Genomic DNA, 19,591 nt, shown 5'->3' with positions numbered 1-19,591 from the left:
TTCGCTTGCCTGAAGCACTCTTGAGTCAATGCTGCTTTCATTCGCGTCGTTCACAGGAAGTACCACTACGACAGGCAGAGCGCGTTGTTTCGATTGGCTAGATAAGCAGTTTGCTCGCTAGTTGTGGTGAAGCTAGTTGTTAAGGTAGCGGTTAAGCTAGTGGTGAAGGGGGCTTTCGCTTGCCTGAAGCACTCTTGAGTCAATTCTACTTTCATTAGCGTCGCTCGCAGGAAGTACAACCACGACAGGCTGATCGGGTGTGTGGATCGAGCCTGCTGCGTTGCACCTTGCAATAGGCATTTTTCAGTGCGCGGCGTGCAGCAAACCAATCTTCGGGTTTGCTTAGTAACAGATTCCCCATGAAATTCTTCATTAAGGCTTGCCGATATTGCTCGATAAAGATTTGATCGTAGTCGATCTCAAAATAGCTTAGCGCTTGCTCTATACAGCTAAAACTGGCGATGGTTTGTTGGATCTGTGCTTGGCTCATGGTGATTGATCATACAAAACTTTGAGTCCCAGTGTAGCCAAGTTTCAAGGGACTTTTTTTGATATCGCCCCGTTCACCGGCATCATCCACTGAAAGTTTTGGTAAGGGCTTCACTTTTCCCGAGGAAGCAAACGCCTGCGAGGCCTATTGAAACATGGCATAATCGAGCTCATCTTTATTAATCGCAGGAACCCGGGCCTTTCATGTTACAACTGCGCGATTATCAACAAGCGGCGGTAGATGCTGTATTGAGTCACTTTCGTCAAAGTGATGAGGCTGCCGTTGTGGTATTGCCCACCGGTGCAGGAAAAAGCATCGTGATCGCCGAGCTGGCGCGCTTGGCACGACACCCCATCCTAGTATTGGCGCATGTTAAAGAGTTGGTCGAGCAAAACCAGAGTAAGTTTAGCGCCTATGGCTTCGAGTCGGGCATTTTTGCGGCGGGCCTTGGCCAAAAGCAAGCGCAGTTTCCGGTCACCTTTGCCAGCGTGCAATCGCTGAGTCGTAATCTGGGGCAGTTTAGCGGCTACTATTCGCTGTTGGTGATTGATGAATGTCATCGGGTGAGTGATGATAGCGACAGCCAATATCAAGTGATTATTGAGCATTTAAAACAGCAAAACCCCCAGCTCAAAGTACTCGGCCTGACCGCAACCCCTTATCGCTTAGACAAGGGCTGGATTTACCAACAGCATTATCACGGCTATGTACGCAGCGAGCAGGCGCGCCCCTTTCACAAGTGTATCTATGAATTACCTCTGCGGCATTTGATAAACAAAGGTTACCTAACGCAACCCTTGTTGGTTGACGCTCCCGCGGCACGCTATCAGTTCGACGAGTTGCCCAGCCAATACAGTGAAGCCCAGCTGGATCAATTTTTGTCTGGCTGTCCTCGAGTGACTCAAGCCATCTGCCAGCAATTACTCAAGCTGGCCGAATCGCGGCGCGGGGTGATGGTATTTGCTGCAACGGTTAATCACGCCAGGGAAATCGCTCACTATTTGCCCGACGAACAAACGGCGGTGGTGACGGCGGAAACGCCGCATCAGCAGCGTGACCAGTTGATCGAACAATTTAAACAGCAGCAGCTTAAGTTCTTGGTGAATGTATCGGTGCTTACCACTGGCTTTGATGCACCACATGTTGATTTAATAGCGATTCTGCGGCGCACCGCCTCGGTAAGCCTGTATCAGCAGATTGCCGGGCGGGGCTTACGTTTATATCCGGATAAAAGCGACTGCCTAATCGTTGATTATGCGGGCAATAATTACGATCTCTACCAGCCGGAAATTGGCGAAACCAAGCCCAATCCGAATAGCACTTTGGTGCAGGTTGAGTGTCCGCAATGCCAGTTTGCTAATATTTTCTGGGGACTTACCGACAAAGATGGCGACATCATTGAGCATTATGGAAGGCGCTGTCAGGGCTTAGTTGAGGATCCAAATTATCCCGAAAAATTAGTGCAATGTAACTATCGTTATAAGTACAAACAGTGTTCGCAATGCAATGCCGAAAACGACATCGCCGCGCGTCAGTGCCACGCCTGTGGTTTTCAGATGATTGACCCAGATAAGCAGCTCAAAGATGCGCTGCAACTAAAAGATCGTAAGGTCTTGCGTTGCAGCGGGATCTCGGCAAGTTGTGCTGGCGACAAGTTGCGTATTACCTATCATGATGAAGATGGCGCAGAGCTCAGCGAAAGCTTCAATTTTAGTTACGCTAAGGCCAAGCAGCAGTTTAATCAGCTATTTTGTCGTCGTGTCGATGGTGAAAAGCAGACGCTTGATAGCGCCATACAAGCCGAACAAGCGATCCAGCACTTGGTGGCCCCCGATTTTGTGATCGCCAAACAACAAAAACACTATTGGCGAATTGAGCATCGCATCTTCGACTATCAAGGCAATTTTAGAAAAGCCAATCAGCAGTACTAGTGGCTGTCGCTGAGGACCTCGATGGCGATCCACGACCGAGTAGGGCCGCTTTTAACACCGGAGCTTATGAATATCAGCACTAAGCGGTGAGTCTTAATAAAGATAAAGCGGCCGATCAGCCGCTTTTTTGTGTCTGGGAGTGGTGCTGAGGAGCAGCAGTTCGTTTATTTTGTTTGTTCGGTTTTGATTAGCGGGGCGACAAAGGGTTTGTGTTCGGCGATTTCTGCGGGGCTGAGTCCGGTGAGTTCGTAGGGAAATACCAGCCACTGCTCGGTTTGATGCAGACAAAAGTCGGGTTTTAGCTTGGTTTGGTTAAACTTGGGACGCTCCCAAAGGGTGGCAACTTTCACCTGCGTTGGCATGTTGCGTTTTAGTTTACTTTGCAGCCGATTAATCACCGCCACAACGTTATGACCACTGCTAAACACATCGTCGACAATAAGCAGACTATCATCAACATTGAGGTTTTCCAGGAGGTATTGAATACCGTGCACCCGAATCGAGTCCGGTTGCTCTAAGATTTGCTGATAATTGGCTTGGCCCTGATAAGAGGTACGCACCGAGATGTGATCGGTGACTAAACCAAGGGTTTGCAAACACTCTTGCACGTAAATCCCCACTGCGCTGCCGCCACGCCAAAGCCCGACAATAAAGCTTGGACGGAATCCGCTTTCAAATATCTTCACGCCGAGTCGGAAAGAGTCTTGGATCAGCGTATCTTCATCTAAATAATGTTTTTGCAGCTGGTCTGTGGGCTGGTTCAATGGCATCTTAGTATCCTTGAATAAGCGGGCTGATTAATGCTAGTTTTATACTACAACTTTGACCCTGAGGTCAGCTTTTTAATAGGATACATGGAAATGAGTGAAAAACTCTATATTAGCGGCCAAGATCTTTTAGAAGACTCATTCCGTTTGGCTGAGCAAGTGCTGAGCAGTGGCTTTCGTCCCAGCTTTATTATTGCGGTATGGCGCGGCGGGGCACCGATTGGTATTGCGGTACAGGAGTTTTTGGCTTATCACGGTATCACTAGTGACAATATTGCCATCCGCACCGCTTCTTATGCTGCGGCGATTGATAATCAGGCCAAAGAGGTCAAGGTGTTTGGCCTAAACTATCTGGTGAAACATGTGCAGCAGCATGACCGCTTATTGATTGTTGATGATGTGTTTGATACCGGACGTTCTATCGATGCAATTATCAGCGAGTTAACGCGTTTGGCGCGGCTGAACACGCCCAGCGATATTCGTGTGGCCGTGCCTTATTTTAAACCGGAACGCAATAAAACCGAGCGGGTGCCCGATTACTTCTTACATGAAACCAGCCAGTGGTTGAAGTATCCGCATTCCTTGGAAGGCTTAAGTCCGGATGAGATCGCAGAGTATCGTCCCGAGCTTTATCAAATTATCAAAGCCCACCTCCCCAAAACTTAACTGCTGTTTAGCTCTCAGGTATTTGCTTTCCTGACCAAGCAGATACCTGATAGTGATGAAACTGCTTTTATTTCGTCTCGAAGCTATCTTCAAAGTCGGTGTTCCTTGCGCATCCCTGCAGATGGATGTTGCTGAGGACAGCCGTAACACTTCCGCAATACTAAGAGGTCTTTAAACCGCAGTTCTGCCTTGAACGAGCCTGTTGGTGAGAGAGGTACACGCCGCACTGAAAACTACCTATAAAGTAGTATTTTTCATTAAATTGAATGACTTAGGCTATATATTGGTGCGTTTTATCTTGGCTGTTGCTGGTGATTCCTAGACTTAAACGTTGCTCGATAGCTTACTGTTACTGATTTGTTATCAATTTGCTGGAGGTTGGTTCTGCTTGGCTCAGCAATTGCTATAGAGACTATGTTGCGCAAGCAAAGATCGCATCAACCAGTTGCAGTGATCCTTGATACTGCTTTGTAAAGGTGGGTCGTTGGTCTTATGAGCCATCAGAAATTTTATTCAATTAGTCATAAAGGGAAAGTTATGTCTTATTTAATTCCAGCAGAATTTGTTAGCAAAATGGTCGACGCGGGTGAATCTAAAGTATTTATGTCCACTCGCGATACTGTGATTCGTGCATTTATGGCGGGGGCTATTTTAGCGCTGGCTGCTATTTTTGCGATTACCATCGCGGTGAATACCGGACACTTCTTACTGGGGGCCATTTTGTTCCCCGTGGGTTTTTGTATGCTCTACCTCATGGGTTTTGATTTGCTCACCGGGGTATTTGTACTGGTACCGCTGGCCTTGCTCGACAAACGCCCCGGGGTTGATGTGCAGGGTTTACTCCGCAACTGGGGTTTAGTGTTTTTGGGTAATTTTGGCGGCGCGTTAAGCGTGGCGGTGATGATGGCCTTTATTTTTACTTACGGCTTTAACGTTGAAGCTGGCGCGGTGGGGGCAAAGGCGGCCAGCATTGGTGAAGCACGTACTCTGGGGTATGCAGAGCATGGGGTTGCGGGCTGGTTTACTATTTTTGTACGCGGCATGCTATGTAACTGGATGGTCTCAATGGGGGTTGTTGGCGCGATGATCTCTACCTCGGTGAGCGGGAAGGTGATAGCGATGTGGATGCCTATCTTCTTATTCTTCTATATGGGCTTTGAGCACTCGGTGGTGAACATGTTTTTATTCCCCTTCGGTTTAATTATGGGGGGAGACTTCTCGATTATGGACTACTTCCTTTGGAATGAAATTCCAACCGCACTGGGTAATCTGGTTGGCGGCTTAGCCTTTACCGGTTTAACTCTGTATACCACTCACGTGAGAACCGCACCTAAACGTCAGCTGGCGAAGGCACCTCGTGTCACCGCGGAAAAAGCCAGCGCTTCAGTGAATGCTTAAGCAAGGTTGACGTCACGATGACCAGCCTATTGCAAGTGAGCATTGGCAGCTATTCTGATAAGGGGCGCAAGCCCCTGAATCAGGACTGCCATGGCAGCCTGATCCCTCGCGACTCGTTGCTTGCCTCCAAAGGCGTGGCGGTGGTGATGGCCGATGGGATCAGCTCCAGCCAGCTTAGTCATATTGCCAGCGAGACCACGGTGAATAGTTTTTTAGATGACTATTATTGCACCTCAGAACTCTGGTCGGTTCAACATTCGGTCGAGCGGGTACTCGCTGCCAGCAACGCCTGGTTGTTTAGTCAAACGCAACACAGCCCTTACCGTTACGACAAAGACAAGGGCTACGTATGCACTTGCAGTGCCTTGGTTGTGAAAGGTGATGTTGCCCATGTGTTTCATGTGGGGGATACCCGGGTATATCGTTTGAATCAGCATGGCTTGGAACAGCTCACCCACGACCATCGCTTATGGGTTTCTGAGCAGCAGAGTCATTTAAGTCGTGCCCTGGGCATTGAGGCTCACTGCCCGTTCGACTACCAGTCGCTGCGGGTACAGGCCGCTGACGTGTTTATTCTGGCCACCGATGGCGTCTATGAATTTATTACCGCCGCGGTGCTTGAACAGGCGCTTAGCCAGCATGCAACCGACTTACAGGCCGCCGCAAAACAGATTGTCGAGCAGGCCTATCAAGCGGGGAGTGATGACAACCTGAGCCTGCAAATTGTTCGGGTTGAACAGCTGCCAAAGCCCTTGGCGCATCCCTTACTGGAAACCCTGGGTTCACGCCCTTTTCCACCCGACTTAAGTGCTGGTTGCTCATTTGACGGGTATCGAATTGTTCGTCAATTGCACGCGAGTCCCCGCAGCCATGTGTATTTGGCCATAGATGAGCAAACGCTCAGCCAAGTTATTTTAAAAACGCCGTCGATTGAGATGCGTGCCGACCCCGCTTATTTGGAGCGTTTTGTGAGCGAAGAATGGATCGCTCGCCGGATCAACAGTGCCTATGTTGTGAAGGCGGCGTCGCAAACGCGTCCGCGCCAATATTTTTATAGTGTATTTGAATACATCGAAGGACAAAGCTTAGCGCAATGGATCACCGATCATCCCAAGGCCGAGCTCGGCACGGTAAGGGGCATGGTGGAGCAAATTGCCAGGGGTTTACGCGCCTTTCATCGTATGGATATGTTGCATCAGGATCTAAAGCCCGACAACATCATGATTGATGCCACCGGCACCTTAAAGATCATTGATTTTGGCTCGGTGTGGGCGGCGGGTTTAGCCGAAACGAGCAGTGAGGGGGAATCCTCCTGTTTGCTTGGGACCGCATTATACGCTGCGCCGGAGTATTTTTTAGGTGAGCTGGGAAGTATCCGTTCCGAGCAGTTTTCTCTGGCGGTGATTGCCTACCATATGTTGTCGGGGCGTTACCCCTACGCAACCAAGGTGGCGAGAGCGAAAAGCTCTGCCGCGCAGCAGCGTTTGCATTATCAATCGGTGTTAGACAAAGACCGCGAGATCCCCGCATGGATCGACGATGCTCTAGCCAAGGCCCTGCAGCTGAATCCAGATAAACGTTATTCAGAAATTAGCGAATTTCTGGCCGATCTACGCCGGCCAAACCGCCAGTTTTTAAACCAAAGCCGAGCGCCGCTGGCCGAGCGTAATCCGCTAGCGCTATGGCAGGGGATCGCCGCAATGTTGGCGATGCTGGTGATTTTTTTACTCACGCAACTAAACACCCGTTAAAGCCCTCGGCTTGTTTCGCCGGGATGCTTGTTGCGGCGCGTTTGGCTGTGATTTCAGCAAGGCGGCAGCCCATGTTGCTGGTTCGGGAGCAAATACCAGCTAAAGGGGGATTTGTCTCGTTCAGGCGCAAATAAGGGGCTGGATCCAAAAACGTCTGGTTTGTCCACCCGTGAGTCCGCCTTAAATCGACCCTTATCACTTAATCAGAAAGGATGCTGCAATGATTACCAATAGAGAACAAGTAAGCCAACTTATTATGGCGGCGAAAGTTGCCAAGGGACTCAAGTGGGCCGAGCTAGCACAGGCCATTGGCTTGTCTAAGGAGTGGACCTCCGCCGCCTGTCTGGGGCAAATGACCTTAAATAAACGTCAGGCCGAGCTTATCGGTGAGCGCTGTGACTTGCCCGACGAAGCGGTGGCCTGGTTGCAAATTGCCCCCTATAAAGGCTCGTTGCCAACGGCGATCCCCAGCGATCCACTGATTTACCGCTGGTATGAAGTGGTGAACGTCTATGGAACGACCATTAAGGAGCTGATCCATGAAGAATTTGGTGATGGCATCATGAGTGCTATCGATTTTTCAATGGATATCAGTAGGGAGTTAGATGAGAAGGGGGATCGGGTAAAAGTGATCCTGTCGGGAAAATTCTTACCCTATAAATCTTACTAAAATATGCGTGAGCGTTGCCAGGCAGGGATTTAGTTGTAGTAAGGGTGAGCAAACACTCACCCTCTTTCCAGCCGACTAGAAGTGCCATTTCACCAATAGGGAAGCCACTCGTTCGTCAACATCGGTTCCGTATTTATTGTTCCAATACGCATATTCGATACCGACATAGAGTGGTGAGCTGAAGCCTAAGTTTTTGCCTGCATTCCATTTAATTTGGGGGGTTAAGTTCATTTCTGACTTGTTGGTTTCGCTGGCCGAAGACCAATCCATAAAACCATCAATCAGGAAGTCTTGTGAACCAATACTAAATGGTGCCCCCCAAGTGATGGTGAGCTGTTCATCGTTGGCGCTGATGTCGTTGTTCACCTGATAAACATTTACATTAAAGTATTGGAAACCAGGCACGGTGATATCCACTCCCACGCCATATAAATAGTTATTAAAGCCGTCGCCCATTTCCCAGGTGCTGGCGAAGAGTACATCTTTAATTGGTCCGAGCGAAAATGTGCTGTCGGTGAGTTTGTTGAAACTTAGGCGAGGGGAGAGCTCACCGTAAAAGCTGGCATCGCCGTCCTTTGGCATGGTTCTATCGATGAAGAAGAAATTATCTCCCCAACTATGGCCACTGGCATGCTCAACCGTCATCACCTGCATTTTACCGTTGGGGGTAAACTCATATTCAGTACCATACAGGTAACTCAAACTAAAGGTACTCCATTGCATTTCTGCTGAGGCCTGAGTCGCTGAGAATAATCCAGACAAGGCAATGCTTGCCAAGGCTATTTGTTTTTTCATTGTGTATTCCTTTACTTAAATAACGAACCAAAATTAAAACTGACTGTGTGGTCAAGTCTGTAGAGTTAGCAATAAATTGGCCAAGTGGTCAGGTTATTACAGGGAGAAACTGAGATGCCTTTAACTTTTTCTTTAACATTAAGTGCTTGCGTGAAACAAAAAATTAAAGTTAGGCTAAGTTTTGTTGAATTTAGTGATATAAATTTGCACGAAAACTATGCGTAGATCACATTTTCTCCCCAATTTAAGGCGCTCTCTGTGCTGCGAATGGGTCGCTAAAAATGTACTTCTGAGTGGATAAATGATGTTGAATGGGCGCGTTGTGAGCCTCGAAAATCTTCTCCTGCGGTGCTTTTTAGGGGAATTTAGGCGCATTTAAATAAACTTTTTAAATGTATTTAATCAACAAGCTATTGAAAAATAATTTGTTGACCTCATCTTCAAAAATCGGGTAGCTTGTTCTTCGGGTTGGTTTTTCTTTGGTGGTTAGCGCTTATTGCTTGGCGACTGGAGAGAGATAAATGGACTTCAAGTTTGCAAATATTATTGATGTTTCAGACTTAAACGATCAAGCGAAGCCGTGCATGCGATGAGTTTGCTGGCGATGACTGAACCGATAATCTAAGATCGCCCAAGGCGATGCTTTGGTTCATCAGCTGGGACTGGTTAGTCTCATCTTGGATCTGATTATCGAGTTAGTCATTGTTTGCCGATGAGTGCTGTGCAGTCGTGTTCAGCGAATCCCTTGGGTAGTTGCGTTCTGCTCATTGGCGATAAGGAAGGAGTAAACGAAGGAAGTTAAAGCAGCAGTATCATCAAGCTGACAATTGTTTGGTTTTTCCAACACACTTTGTCTTTAGCGGATGATGCCGAAATGGAAGTCATTGTTGCCAGAATTAAAATGGTGTTTTGTAAGACCCCCTAATTGCGCATAAAAGCTAAGGGTGGAATTACTTCAATGTCGTCCTGAAAAGGCACAACCGTTAATTTTAAGTTAGTCAAAGTAAAAGGTGTGGAGGAAAAAATGTATCGTAAAATTTCTATACTCGTTTTATTGTTGTTCACGCTAGGCGGCACCCAAGCCTACGCGGCAATTCCCAATGTAACCACTGAAGGTAAGCCATTCCCTTCATTGGCGCCGATGATTAAGAAAGTTCATCCTGCAGTGGTTAATATCGCCACTTTTTCAACTCAGCAATACCGTAATAACCCACTACTTAACGACCCGTTTTTTAGGCATTTCTTTAATATTCCAGAGCAACAACAGCAACCGCAGCAACAACCACAAAAGCGCCAACAAAGTGCTGGCTCGGGGGTGATTATTAACGCCGATGAAGGCTTGGTGATGACCAACTACCATGTGATTAAGGGCTCCGATGAAGTACAGGTCTCTTTGGCCGATGGTCGAAGTTTTCAAGCGAAGGTTCTGGGACAGGATGCTGAGTTAGATATTGCGATTTTAAAAATCAAAGCCGATGATTTGGTCGAAGTTAAATTAGCCGATTCCAGTGAATTGGAAGTGGGTGACTTTGTGGTGGCCATTGGGAATCCTTTTGGTTTAGGACAAACGGTGACCACTGGGGTGGTGAGCGCCTTGGGTCGCAGTGGTTTGGGCATTGAAGGTTACGAAAACTTTATTCAGACCGACGCTTCGATTAACCCCGGTAACTCAGGGGGAGCCTTAGTTAACTTAGCCGGCGAGCTGGTGGGCATTAATACCGCAATTATTGCGCCTTCGGGCGGTAACGTGGGGATTGGCTTTGCGATCCCGATTAACATGGCCAAGGCGAGCATGGAGCAAATCATTGACCATGGTGAAGTGAAGCGAGGTCAAATTGGTGTTGGCATTCAAGATATTAATGCTGATTTAAGAAAGGCCTTTGAGCTAGAAAATGGTCAAAAAGGAGTGCTGGTTACCAGTGTATTAGAAGATTCTCCAGCGAAGAAGGCCGGGATTAAAGCGGGAGATGTGATTATTGCCGTTGATGGCAAAACCACTGGTTCCACCGGACAACTTCGCAGTCAAATTGGTTCGAAAGCCATTGGTGATAAAACCAAGTTAACTATTTTGCGCGATGGCGAGAAACTACAACTTAAGGTGAACATTGCCAAACCGCAGTCAGCCGTGAGCGCAGAAGGCAAGTTGCATGATTTGCTCGACGGCGTGCAGTTTGCGAAAGATCCAGAGGGTAATGGCGTATTGGTGGCAAATGTAGCTGCGGGATCGATTGCAGCCTATGGTGGATTGCGTCCGAACGATGTGGTTGTGGCCGCCAACAAACGGCCGGTAAAAGACATTGCCAGCTTGCAAAAAGCTTTGTCGCTGAATAAAAAAGCGGTGCTATTGCAAGTGAATCGACGTGGCGGTTCGTTGTTTATTGTACTTCGTTAAGCCAGTAGGCCAGCTTCGGCTGGCCTTTTCTGCAAGGCTTGTCTCAGGCCCAACGCGCTGAACTAACCTGCCATATGTTTAAACATTATGGTTTAAGCGGGCATTCAATCTTCCAATCAAGCTTACATAGTTGTTGAACAAACCAATCAAAGGCTTTACCCGTTTGCTGTTTGTGCCAGGCAATATAAATATCTTGTGCGGGCCGAGGCAAGTGACAGTTTTTTTCTATCAACGATCCATCGTCTAAGTGAGACTTAATTAGATGTTTCGGTAAAAAGCCAGTCCCTAAACCTTGTTGCTGGGCAACAATTTTAGCATGCATGGTATTTACCCGTATGACCTGTTTACTGATAAACAAACCGCTATCGCGTACCGGTAATTGCTGTGAGGTATCTGTCACCACAATTGCGGGGTATTGCGCCAGTTGTTCGGCACTGATCGGCGTTTCTACAAGCGCTAGCGGATGTTCAGGCGCGACGCAAAACACGAACATTAAGCTGCCAATTTTATGCATATTAAACAGGCCTTTGGGGAGTTCTCCATTGGCACCAATCACAATGTCGGCACGGCGACTGTGCAGCGCGTCCCAGCCGCCGCCGAGGGCTTCCACGCCAAGAGTGATATTGACATGCTGCTCCAGTTGACTAAATTTTTGTAACAGCTGAAACAGGGGGGCACTTGGGATCACGGTATCGCGAGCAATGCGGAGCTCACTTTCCCAGCCGGAATCTAGTTGTTGGATCGAATCCAGCATCCGTTGACTCGCGAGTAACAGTTCTCGACCGTGTTGTAAGGCGAGTTTCCCTGCCGGGGTTAGCGTGGCGCGTTGCTTGCTTCGATCAAACAGAGCAACGCCGATGTCTTGTTCAAGTTTCTTTATGGTGTAACTTAAGGCTGAGGGCACTTTGTATAAAGATGCGGCTGCAGCAGCAAAGCTCCCCTGTTTATCAATGGCATCCAGTGCTTTTAAGGCTTCGAGAGTAATGACATCATTCATGATTGGCTCCATATTCAAATTTTTTGAACTTAAAGCTCAAAAAGTTCCGTTTTTTAAATCAGTTTAACCCGCTTACACTTAAAGTCGTTAATCGGTAGCGACCTGTTTGCTAAGTTAGCGATTAAAAAATATTGATGTGATTTTGGCAGATTAAGTCATTATCACCCTTCAGACTGGAATAGAGGAGACTATCTTATGTTCACAAAAAGAGCCGCAAATCAGCGTGGCCGAGCTAACTTTGGCTGGTTAGATAGTCAACATAGCTTTTCATTTGGTCAGTATTACGATCCGCAACAGATGGGGTTTTCTGCATTAAGAGTGATCAATGATGACGTCGTTTCAGCTGGCGCAGGGTTTGCTACCCACCCGCATCGTGATATGGAAATTATTAGCTATGTGCTTGAGGGTTGTATTCAGCATAAAGATAGCGAAGGCAATATGCAGAATTTACCAGCTGGAGAGTTTCAACTGATGTCGGCGGGGCGGGGGATCTACCATAGTGAATTTAATGCCTCGGCCACCGAACCATTACATTTCTTACAAATTTGGATTGAGCCGGATATTTTTGGCAAGCAACCGGGCTATCAACAGAAAAATTTTGGTCAAGAGCCCGGCTTAACCACCGTGTTAACACCGACCGGTGAGCAGGGCAGCTTGCAAATTAAGCAAGATGCGCGTTTGCATCAGTTGATCCTGGAGCCGCAACACAAGCTCAGCTTTTCCATTCAAGCCGGACGGCGACTTTATGTCCATCAAATTACAGGCCATTTAATGGTGGACCAATTATCGCTGCAGGCTGGGGATGGACTAAAAGTTGAAAACTTGGAGCATCTAGAGTTCATCAATAATGGGGAGCAGCGAGTGCTAGCGCTATTGTTTGATTTGCCTTAGGCAGACCGACAAGGGCTTTGGGGATGTTGAATCGTGATATTTTTGAAGAAAAAGCAGAGAGGTATTCGCTAGCTTTACTGAGCTGAATACCTCTGGTTACGCTAAACGCTTTTAGCTTGAAATATGTCGCATTTTAACGCATTAATTAAAATTAGGTTGGGCAAGATTAACCCCACGTTGTTCAACGCTATCGGCAAGTGCTTTGTTATATTTCGCTAAACGTTCTAAGGTTTTTTGTTTTTTTAGCTTCTCAGTTTCACGCTTCACCACGGTCATCACCTTGCTTGGCGATTGCATTCCAGTATCGTAATATTGCTTAATCGCATTACCGATAGAAAAGTAATAAATTGATATTTCAGATAGCAGTTTGGGTTCAAGTTCAAAGGTTGAATCAGAGTATTTTGCTGCCTGAAACACATAATCATTGAGTTTAATGCCAGCAATATGCTCTTTATAGACATACTCCTTGGTTTTTACGCGCTCAATGTATTTATCCATATTTTCTACATTAAAATTTAATTCTTGATACATGGATTCGGCAACATAATAGGTACCTCTATCCGCTTTCACCAACTCCAGCTTTAAAGCAACGTCAAAGCCAACAATCGCAGCGTAGTAGACGCCGATAATGGTTGCTGCAATGGTAAAAAAGTGGCCGATCCAATAAGCTGGTGAACGTAAATCACTCATGTGTACTTCCTTTTCGTTCATTGAAATAATGGTATTATTTACTGCGTGCCAATCGTTTGCTCTAAGAGATATAAATCGGCTGATTGTGTTATATATAATTTAGATGTTTTAGTAAACGATTCTCGCTTAAAAATTAAATGCGACTGTGAGCGTGAATCGTTAGATGTCCACAATTCTTAAAATGAATCATTTGCTAGCAGGAGCTTTGGGTACGGCTCTACCATGATACTGGTAATCTCCTTGGTTATCTAAAGCTTAAGGTGGGAGTGATGAGGCCACTTTGGAGTATGAAGCCGACACTTATCGATCAAAGATCATGATGCTTGAAAGTACAGGCTGGTGAATAATCCAAAGCTAAGTTTTTAAATGATAGTCATTGGTTTTTACTTTAAATGTAATGGGGTGGCGTTTAGTTTTTTAGGTGAGTGTTTTTATTTCGGTTTTCTATTCTTCCTTATGGCGTGGGTGCCAGTATTAGCACCCGTGTTATTTAATATCGGGGTGTTATATTAATCATATTTAATATTAATGATAAACATCGCCGCTAAATCATCAATACCTTCATTTGCCCAACTTATTTGGCAGCCTAAGTCGGTATATTTACTCCATTGGTAATGACTTTTAGCATCTAAGAAGCTTGATCTTAAATTTTCCGATGTCCCAAGGTAGTTATCTATATTCATATGCCCGGCAGCAAATTGTAACTGCCACGCTTTGGAAACTTGCCAATTTAGGCGGCTGGCGATGATTTGACCGTCGTTATCTTCATGACCGAGGCCACCAAAAAACTGTCGATAAATAGGGCTGGCATCATTGCGGTTGCTATTGTTGATTAATCCAGAGTAGGTGTCGAAGCCGCGTCCTATTAGTCCACCATCAATAAAGCCTAGCGGGCTTGTAGTTGAAATGCGGGGCTGATTTGATAGCTGGTTTCGAGGAAGCCAGCATAACCATTATTTCCCCAAGTGGTGTGTAATAGCCGTTTTTTCATTTCATAGAGAAGAGAGCTTAGAATTCACCCTCCAGATGCGCCAAGTGGGTGACCTAAGGCTATTGCGCCACCATTCACATTCGTTTTATCTTCAAACCAATCCATGTTGACCTGATGTTCATCGCATAGACCATGCATCACCCCTACTGCCTGAGCGGCAAAAGCTTCATTAAGCTCAAGTAATTGTATTGCTTGCAGCGACATATTCGCGCGAGTGAGTGCTTGTTTTATCGCGGGCTGCGGAGGCTTTATCAATATTACCCAAAATGCCAAGCAAGTGTTGTTTGTGGGACATTTACCGCCGGTAGATCACGCATTGAAACGGGTTACGGAAAGCTAACGATTATCCAAGATGGACCGATTAGGAAGTTTATAAAGCAGGTTCAACAGATCACCTTTGCGTCGGATATCGCCCGTAAAAATAATAAACCGGTGTTATATATTACCGAACGAGCGGTATTTCGCTTAGCGGCGGAAAGTTTAGAATTGATTGAAATTGCGCCGGGAGTTGATTTGGAAAAAGACATTCTGTCGCAGATGGACTTTAAGCCGCAGATTAGTGTTAACTTGAAGCTAATGGATGCGCGAATATTTTATGAGCAAGCAATGGATTTAAAGATTGAGGTTCTCTACCCTGTATGCGGTACGGTAAAGCGAAAATTGTGGCTTAGTTTTTCCGGGCCCACTTGGTGCCTTGTGGTGAGTCTTTTCTGCAGAATATTTTGTTATACATCAATGTAATAACAAAGTTTTTTATAGAAGAAAATTAGCGATGACTTATACCATTCATCAGCTTGAACTTGGCCAACAAGCAAGCTTTGAAAAAACTATCAGTGAGTCTGATGTTCAACTATTTAGTGGCATTAGTGGCGACATTAATCCGGTTCATGTGAGCGCTATTGCGGGTAAGTCGAGTGTATTTGGCGACCGCGTTGCGCATGGCATTTTGGTTGCTGGATTAACCTCTGCGGTATTAGGCATGCAATTGCCTGGGCCTGGCACCATTTACCTTGGTCAGGAATTACGCTTTACTGCACCAGTGTACATTGGGGATACGATCCGCGCCGAAGTAGAAGTAATCGAGATTAATCTTAAAAAGAATATCGTGAAACTAGCCACTCGCAGTATTAATCAGCATGGCAAGCTAGTGATCTCAGGTGTCGCAACGGTAATGCCACCTAAATTGAATTCGTAACCTTCGGAGTATCCATGATTATTAAACCTATCGTGAAAGGGGTGGTTGCCCGTTCAGCACATCCCTACGGCTGCCAACAGTCGATCAAGAATCAAATTGACTATGTACGAGCAACCAGCAAAGTGCTTAATGGCCCTAAGAAAGTCCTTATTTTGGGCGCCTCATCTGGTTTTGGTTTAGCGTCTCGTATTGCGTTGGCCTTTGGTGGCGCAAACGCCGACACCATTGGTGTTTCTTTTGAGCGAGGCCCAAGTGAAAAGGGGGTGGGAACCGCTGGATGGTACAACAATATCTATTTCCGCCAACAAGCAGAAGCAAAGGGCCTCATTGCGAAAAATTTTGTGGGCGACGCTTTCTCAGCGCAAATGCGCGAGCAAGTGATTGACTATATTAAGCATAATTTTGGTGGCAAGGTCGATTTAGTGGTTTACAGCTTAGCGACCGGGGTTCGGCCTAACCCAGAAACGGGAGAATTATGGCGCTCTGCAATTAAAACCACTGGCGAAGCCGTGACCGGGCCAACTATTAATATTGAAACTGAAAGCATGCAGCAAATGACGGTTGAGACCGCCACCGAACAAGAGATCTATGCGACAGAGAAGGTGATGGGCGGTGAAGATTGGATCAGTTGGATTAATATTTTAGAAGATGCCAAGGTACTTGCCTATGGATGTAAAACCGTGGCTTATTCTTACATTGGGCCAAAGGCGACTTATCCTATCTACCATAAAGGAACGTTAGGCAGGGCCAAAGCTCATTTACAAGCTAGCGCGGATCAACTTCACCAGCAGTTAGCGACTATGGGCGGAGCGGCATATGTCTCGGTGTGCAAAGCCTTAGTCACCAAAGCCAGTGTTTTTATTCCGACTTTTTCACCTTACATGCTGGCTCTATTTAAAGTGATGAAGGCCCGTGGAACCCACGAAGGTTGCATAGAGCAGATGCAGCGATTGTTTAGCCAACGTTTATATAACGATGAGAATATGGTTGTTGTGGATCCGCAGCGTTTAATTCGAATCGATGATTGGGAACTCGATCCACAAACTCAGCAAGAAGTCGCGGCATTGATGGCTCAGATCACCCCCGAAAACTTTAAAGAAGTGGGCGATTATCAAGGTTATATCAACGACTTTATGCAGCTGAACGGCTTTGGCTTGGCGGGCGTGGATTATCAAGCGGATATTAGCTTAGGCGAGTTACTTGCATTAAAGCCATAACTGCAATTTAGTGCATCTAAAAAGGCCTCGCATTCTAGCGGGGCTTTTTGTTGGCTCTTAAAAATCTTTATAAACAAATAGTTATATGTTTTTGCGATGAGTTTCACACAATGCATTAATGCGAATTCAGGATAATGAGGAGGCTTATTTTTAGTAAGATAAAAGCTGGATTTATTACTTGAATACAGCCTAAGATGACCACTTCTAATGCGAGCGTTGCTTACGGTGCCGCATTTATGGCCGGTTTCTTTATGTTTGCGCCGATGACGGCTTTAATCACCCTCCCTCAAGAATTACCCAATATGACTCCCGCGCGCATCACGGTGGTGTTTGGTATGTTCTGGTCTATTTCTTATATGGTGGAAACCGTGCTGATGTACCTTGCGGGTTGGATTGCAGACTCAAGCGGTAACATAGCCATTGCCGCATCCTTTGCAGTGCTTTGTTCATCTACCTTCTTCCTTGCTAGCTTCTTCTTACCCGAAACCGGTAACAAAAGTCACGACAGCAATGTGAAGTTATCGACCACCAAAGCTTAAAGAGAGCATGATGCGTAAAGTAAGTCCAAAGCTTATTCCATGGTTAGACGAGTTAAATCAACAAGTCGCTACTTTGATCGAAAACGGATTTAAACCCACCGCAACCAATGCCCGTGAAGGTTTAGAAAATTTAACCCGAGGACTGGTGGGCGATAGCCCAGCTATCGCATGGGTTCACGACGATTTGGTCTTGAGTGACGAATATAACGTACCGGTTAGAATTTATCATCTGGCGCCCGAACAAGCCCTGCCTGTCGTGATTTACTATCATGGCGGAGGGCATATGGCGGGGAGTGTGACGGTTTATGACCCGATTTGTCGTAAGCTTGCTCAAGCGTCGCAGCATATTGTGGTGTCGGTTGAATATCGCCTCGCACCAGAATGCCCTTATCCCGCGGGGGTGAATGACGCTTATGCGGTGGCTAAAAATATAGGGGCAACTTTAGCGGGACTCAATGTACGCTATCTTCCTCGTTTGTCGCTTGTGGGAGACTCCGGTGGTGGCGCACTAGTTGCAAGCGTTAGTGCAAAAGCTCAATTTGATAAATCGCTGCAGATCGACAAGCAGGTGATGATTTATCCAAGTCTCGACTACACGATGAATAGTCATTCCATGGAGCAAAATGGCAGCGGTTATTTATTGCAAAAAGGCAAAATAGCTTGGTACTTCGACAACTATTTTCAGCACCATGAGGATCGGAGGCAGGCGTCTCCCTTATACGGTGACTTTAGTGCCAATTTACCCAGCACCTTCATCATTACCGCTGAGTTTTGTCCCTTACGAGATGAAGCCATCGCCTATTGTGAAAAGGCCAAGCAGGCCGGGGTGGCGGTCGAGCAGCTACATTTTTCAGACATGATCCATACCTTTATCAATATGGAAAACTTAGTTGAAGAAGAGTGCGCCAAGGTATATCAGAGCATTGCCGAGTTTTTGAATCGCAGCAATCCGGCCATTGCCGAGTAAGTTTAGTGAAGGTCGGGGTGTATTGAGCTTTCATTATCAATCCTCCCGACCATCGACTGGTTGGGAGTTTTAAGATTTGCATGCCGCCGCATCGTGATCTGTCGGGTGATACCGCAATGGGCATCAACATCAGGGATGGGCAAGGGCTAAAGCCTGCTCACTTGCTTAAAAACGGGCAGTTCAATTACAGGAAAATACTCATTTTGCAATTTTACTTTTTTCGGTAGAGTGCAACCACGCTTGAATTGTTGTGAGTATCGCCCTGTATCGAAGGGCTTTTTTTGCGTTTAATCAAATGCTTGTCTAAGTTTTTGCAACGATCACCGCCAAACGCTTTCTTATTTTTTCTATTTTGATATAAAAGATATTAAATCCAGCGTGGTGATAATAAATGAGCCGTCGAGATTGGTTTATCGAATTGATCGCCTATTGGGAAGGGCGCTTAACTACTCGTCATTTATGCGAACAGTTTGGGATTAGTCGCCAACAAGCCAGCAAAGATCTGGGTGCCTATAATCAGGCGAGCGCAACTCCGTTAGTATATACGGCCTCGGTAAAGGGCTTTGTACCCCCCGACAATTTTAGCCCCCTATTGCTTACTACTCAGGCCGATGAATATCTCACTTGGCTCGCTTCTTATTCCCCCTATAGCAGTATGACCGAAACCGCGAAACATACCTTTCAATTGTCGCCCCCGCAACGGCAGGTATCACCGAACGTGATGCGTGGCTTGGTCGCAGCAATGCGCCAACAACGTCGCTTGGAAGTTGACTATGTGTCTTTGTCTCACCCCGATCGGGAGGGCCGGATCATCGTGCCGCATACCTTTGTTGATACCGGCGCGCGTTGGCATTTGCGCGCCTGGTGTGAGAAACATGCCGAGTATCGCGATTTTGTGTTGAGCCGTTTTCGAGGCAAGCCCGAACTTGCAGAGCGTTCTTCACAAGGTGTGAGTCACGACGTGGCATGGAATACCCAAATAGAGCTGATTTTTAAGCCAGATCTGCGTTTAAGCCCTGCCCAGCAAGCGGTAATTGCCGAGGATTACCAAATGCAGCAGGGCCAGCTGCATATGACCACTCGGGCAGCCCTCGTTAGCTATTTGCTCAAGCAGATGCAGGTAAATACCAAAATGATCGACGCAAACCCACAGGCTCAGCAATTAATGTTAGACAATTTAGATGACATTAAACCCTGGCTGATTGGGTGAATACCGTGCCATACACGTAAAACATGTAAAGTGA

At 46.5% G+C, this 19,591-nt stretch carries 18 protein-coding genes and 1 pseudogene; 13 read left to right on the top strand and 6 right to left on the bottom strand.

What is annotated here, in order from left to right; genetic code table 11:
• Positions 1–214: 214 nt before the first annotated feature.
• Positions 215–490, bottom strand: coding sequence for a nitrogen fixation protein NifW (locus tag ACRRS1_RS16460; RefSeq protein WP_432452116.1), 276 nt, complete (start codon positions 488–490; stop codon positions 215–217).
• Positions 491–693: 203 nt separating this feature from the next.
• Here ACRRS1_RS16460 and ACRRS1_RS16455 point away from each other — a divergent pair, with 203 nt between their 5' ends.
• Positions 694–2,421: a DEAD/DEAH box helicase family protein gene (locus ACRRS1_RS16455; RefSeq protein WP_432452117.1), complete on the top strand. Its 1,728-nt coding sequence runs from the start codon at positions 694–696 to the stop codon at positions 2,419–2,421.
• A 164-nt stretch (positions 2,422–2,585) separates the two neighbouring features.
• Here ACRRS1_RS16455 and ACRRS1_RS16450 read toward each other — a convergent pair whose 3' ends face one another.
• A complete protein-coding gene (locus ACRRS1_RS16450) occupies positions 2,586–3,191 on the bottom strand; it encodes a phosphoribosyltransferase (protein WP_432467361.1) in 606 nt (201 codons plus the stop codon).
• A 90-nt stretch (positions 3,192–3,281) separates the two neighbouring features.
• Here ACRRS1_RS16450 and ACRRS1_RS16445 point away from each other — a divergent pair, with 90 nt between their 5' ends.
• The 4 genes from ACRRS1_RS16445 (at position 3,282) to cynS (ending at position 7,673) form a co-directional block, all read left to right on the top strand.
• A complete protein-coding gene (locus ACRRS1_RS16445; RefSeq protein ID WP_432467362.1) occupies positions 3,282–3,854 on the top strand; it encodes a phosphoribosyltransferase in 573 nt (190 codons plus the stop codon).
• Between the two features lie 537 nt (positions 3,855–4,391).
• Complete coding sequence (locus tag ACRRS1_RS16440; protein ID WP_432463668.1) at positions 4,392–5,252, top strand: formate/nitrite transporter family protein; 861 nt, start codon at positions 4,392–4,394, stop codon at positions 5,250–5,252.
• Between the two features lie 17 nt (positions 5,253–5,269).
• Complete coding sequence (locus ACRRS1_RS16435; protein WP_432467363.1) at positions 5,270–7,003, top strand: protein kinase domain-containing protein; 1,734 nt, start codon at positions 5,270–5,272, stop codon at positions 7,001–7,003.
• A 220-nt stretch (positions 7,004–7,223) separates the two neighbouring features.
• Positions 7,224–7,673: a cyanase gene (cynS, locus tag ACRRS1_RS16430; RefSeq protein ID WP_432467364.1), complete on the top strand. Its 450-nt coding sequence runs from the start codon at positions 7,224–7,226 to the stop codon at positions 7,671–7,673.
• A 75-nt stretch (positions 7,674–7,748) separates the two neighbouring features.
• On the opposite strand, the gene ACRRS1_RS16425 is transcribed toward cynS, so the two are convergent.
• Complete coding sequence (locus ACRRS1_RS16425) at positions 7,749–8,468, bottom strand: DUF5020 family protein (RefSeq protein WP_432452123.1); 720 nt, start codon at positions 8,466–8,468, stop codon at positions 7,749–7,751.
• Positions 8,469–9,492: 1,024 nt separating this feature from the next.
• On the opposite strand from ACRRS1_RS16425, the gene ACRRS1_RS16420 reads away from it, so the two are divergent.
• Positions 9,493–10,860 carry a Do family serine endopeptidase gene (locus ACRRS1_RS16420; protein WP_432467365.1) on the top strand — a complete coding sequence of 456 codons (1,368 nt, stop codon included), beginning with the start codon at positions 9,493–9,495 and terminating at the stop codon, positions 10,858–10,860.
• Between the two features lie 85 nt (positions 10,861–10,945).
• Here ACRRS1_RS16420 and ACRRS1_RS16415 read toward each other — a convergent pair whose 3' ends face one another.
• Positions 10,946–11,857, bottom strand: coding sequence for a LysR family transcriptional regulator (locus tag ACRRS1_RS16415; protein ID WP_432467366.1), 912 nt, complete (start codon positions 11,855–11,857; stop codon positions 10,946–10,948).
• A 195-nt stretch (positions 11,858–12,052) separates the two neighbouring features.
• Here ACRRS1_RS16415 and ACRRS1_RS16410 point away from each other — a divergent pair, with 195 nt between their 5' ends.
• Entirely contained in the window at positions 12,053–12,748 is a 696-nt protein-coding gene (locus ACRRS1_RS16410; RefSeq protein ID WP_432467367.1) for a pirin family protein, read from the top strand.
• A gap of 141 nt (positions 12,749–12,889) precedes the next feature.
• On the opposite strand, the gene ACRRS1_RS16405 is transcribed toward ACRRS1_RS16410, so the two are convergent.
• Both ACRRS1_RS16405 and ACRRS1_RS16400 read right to left on the bottom strand, forming a co-directional pair.
• A complete protein-coding gene (locus tag ACRRS1_RS16405; protein WP_432459889.1) occupies positions 12,890–13,438 on the bottom strand; it encodes a hypothetical protein in 549 nt (182 codons plus the stop codon).
• A 1,018-nt stretch (positions 13,439–14,456) separates the two neighbouring features.
• Positions 14,457–14,672: pseudogene (locus ACRRS1_RS16400) on the bottom strand (acetyl-CoA C-acyltransferase); the annotation flags it as partial.
• 189 nt (positions 14,673–14,861) lie between these two features.
• On the opposite strand from ACRRS1_RS16400, the gene ACRRS1_RS16395 reads away from it, so the two are divergent.
• From ACRRS1_RS16395 to ACRRS1_RS16370, 6 genes are all read left to right on the top strand, one after another.
• On the top strand, positions 14,862–15,170 hold the full coding sequence (locus ACRRS1_RS16395; protein WP_432467368.1) for a hypothetical protein: 309 nt from the start codon (positions 14,862–14,864) through the stop codon (positions 15,168–15,170).
• 31 nt (positions 15,171–15,201) lie between these two features.
• Complete coding sequence (locus tag ACRRS1_RS16390) at positions 15,202–15,624, top strand: MaoC family dehydratase (RefSeq protein WP_432467369.1); 423 nt, start codon at positions 15,202–15,204, stop codon at positions 15,622–15,624.
• Between the two features lie 14 nt (positions 15,625–15,638).
• Positions 15,639–16,841: an enoyl-ACP reductase FabV gene (gene fabV / locus ACRRS1_RS16385; RefSeq protein WP_432467370.1), complete on the top strand. Its 1,203-nt coding sequence runs from the start codon at positions 15,639–15,641 to the stop codon at positions 16,839–16,841.
• Between the two features lie 194 nt (positions 16,842–17,035).
• Entirely contained in the window at positions 17,036–17,380 is a 345-nt protein-coding gene (locus ACRRS1_RS16380) for a hypothetical protein (RefSeq protein WP_432467371.1), read from the top strand.
• A gap of 7 nt (positions 17,381–17,387) precedes the next feature.
• Entirely contained in the window at positions 17,388–18,347 is a 960-nt protein-coding gene (locus ACRRS1_RS16375) for an alpha/beta hydrolase (protein WP_432467372.1), read from the top strand.
• Between the two features lie 391 nt (positions 18,348–18,738).
• A complete protein-coding gene (locus tag ACRRS1_RS16370) occupies positions 18,739–19,557 on the top strand; it encodes a helix-turn-helix transcriptional regulator (RefSeq protein WP_432467373.1) in 819 nt (272 codons plus the stop codon).
• Positions 19,558–19,591 lie beyond the last annotated feature (34 nt).

Origin of the sequence: Agarivorans sp. Z349TD_8 (assembly GCF_050870825.2) — a bacterium.
In the GTDB taxonomy this organism is placed as follows: Bacteria; Pseudomonadota; Gammaproteobacteria; order Enterobacterales; family Celerinatantimonadaceae; genus Agarivorans.
This window is presented reverse-complemented; position numbering and strand designations above follow the sequence as displayed.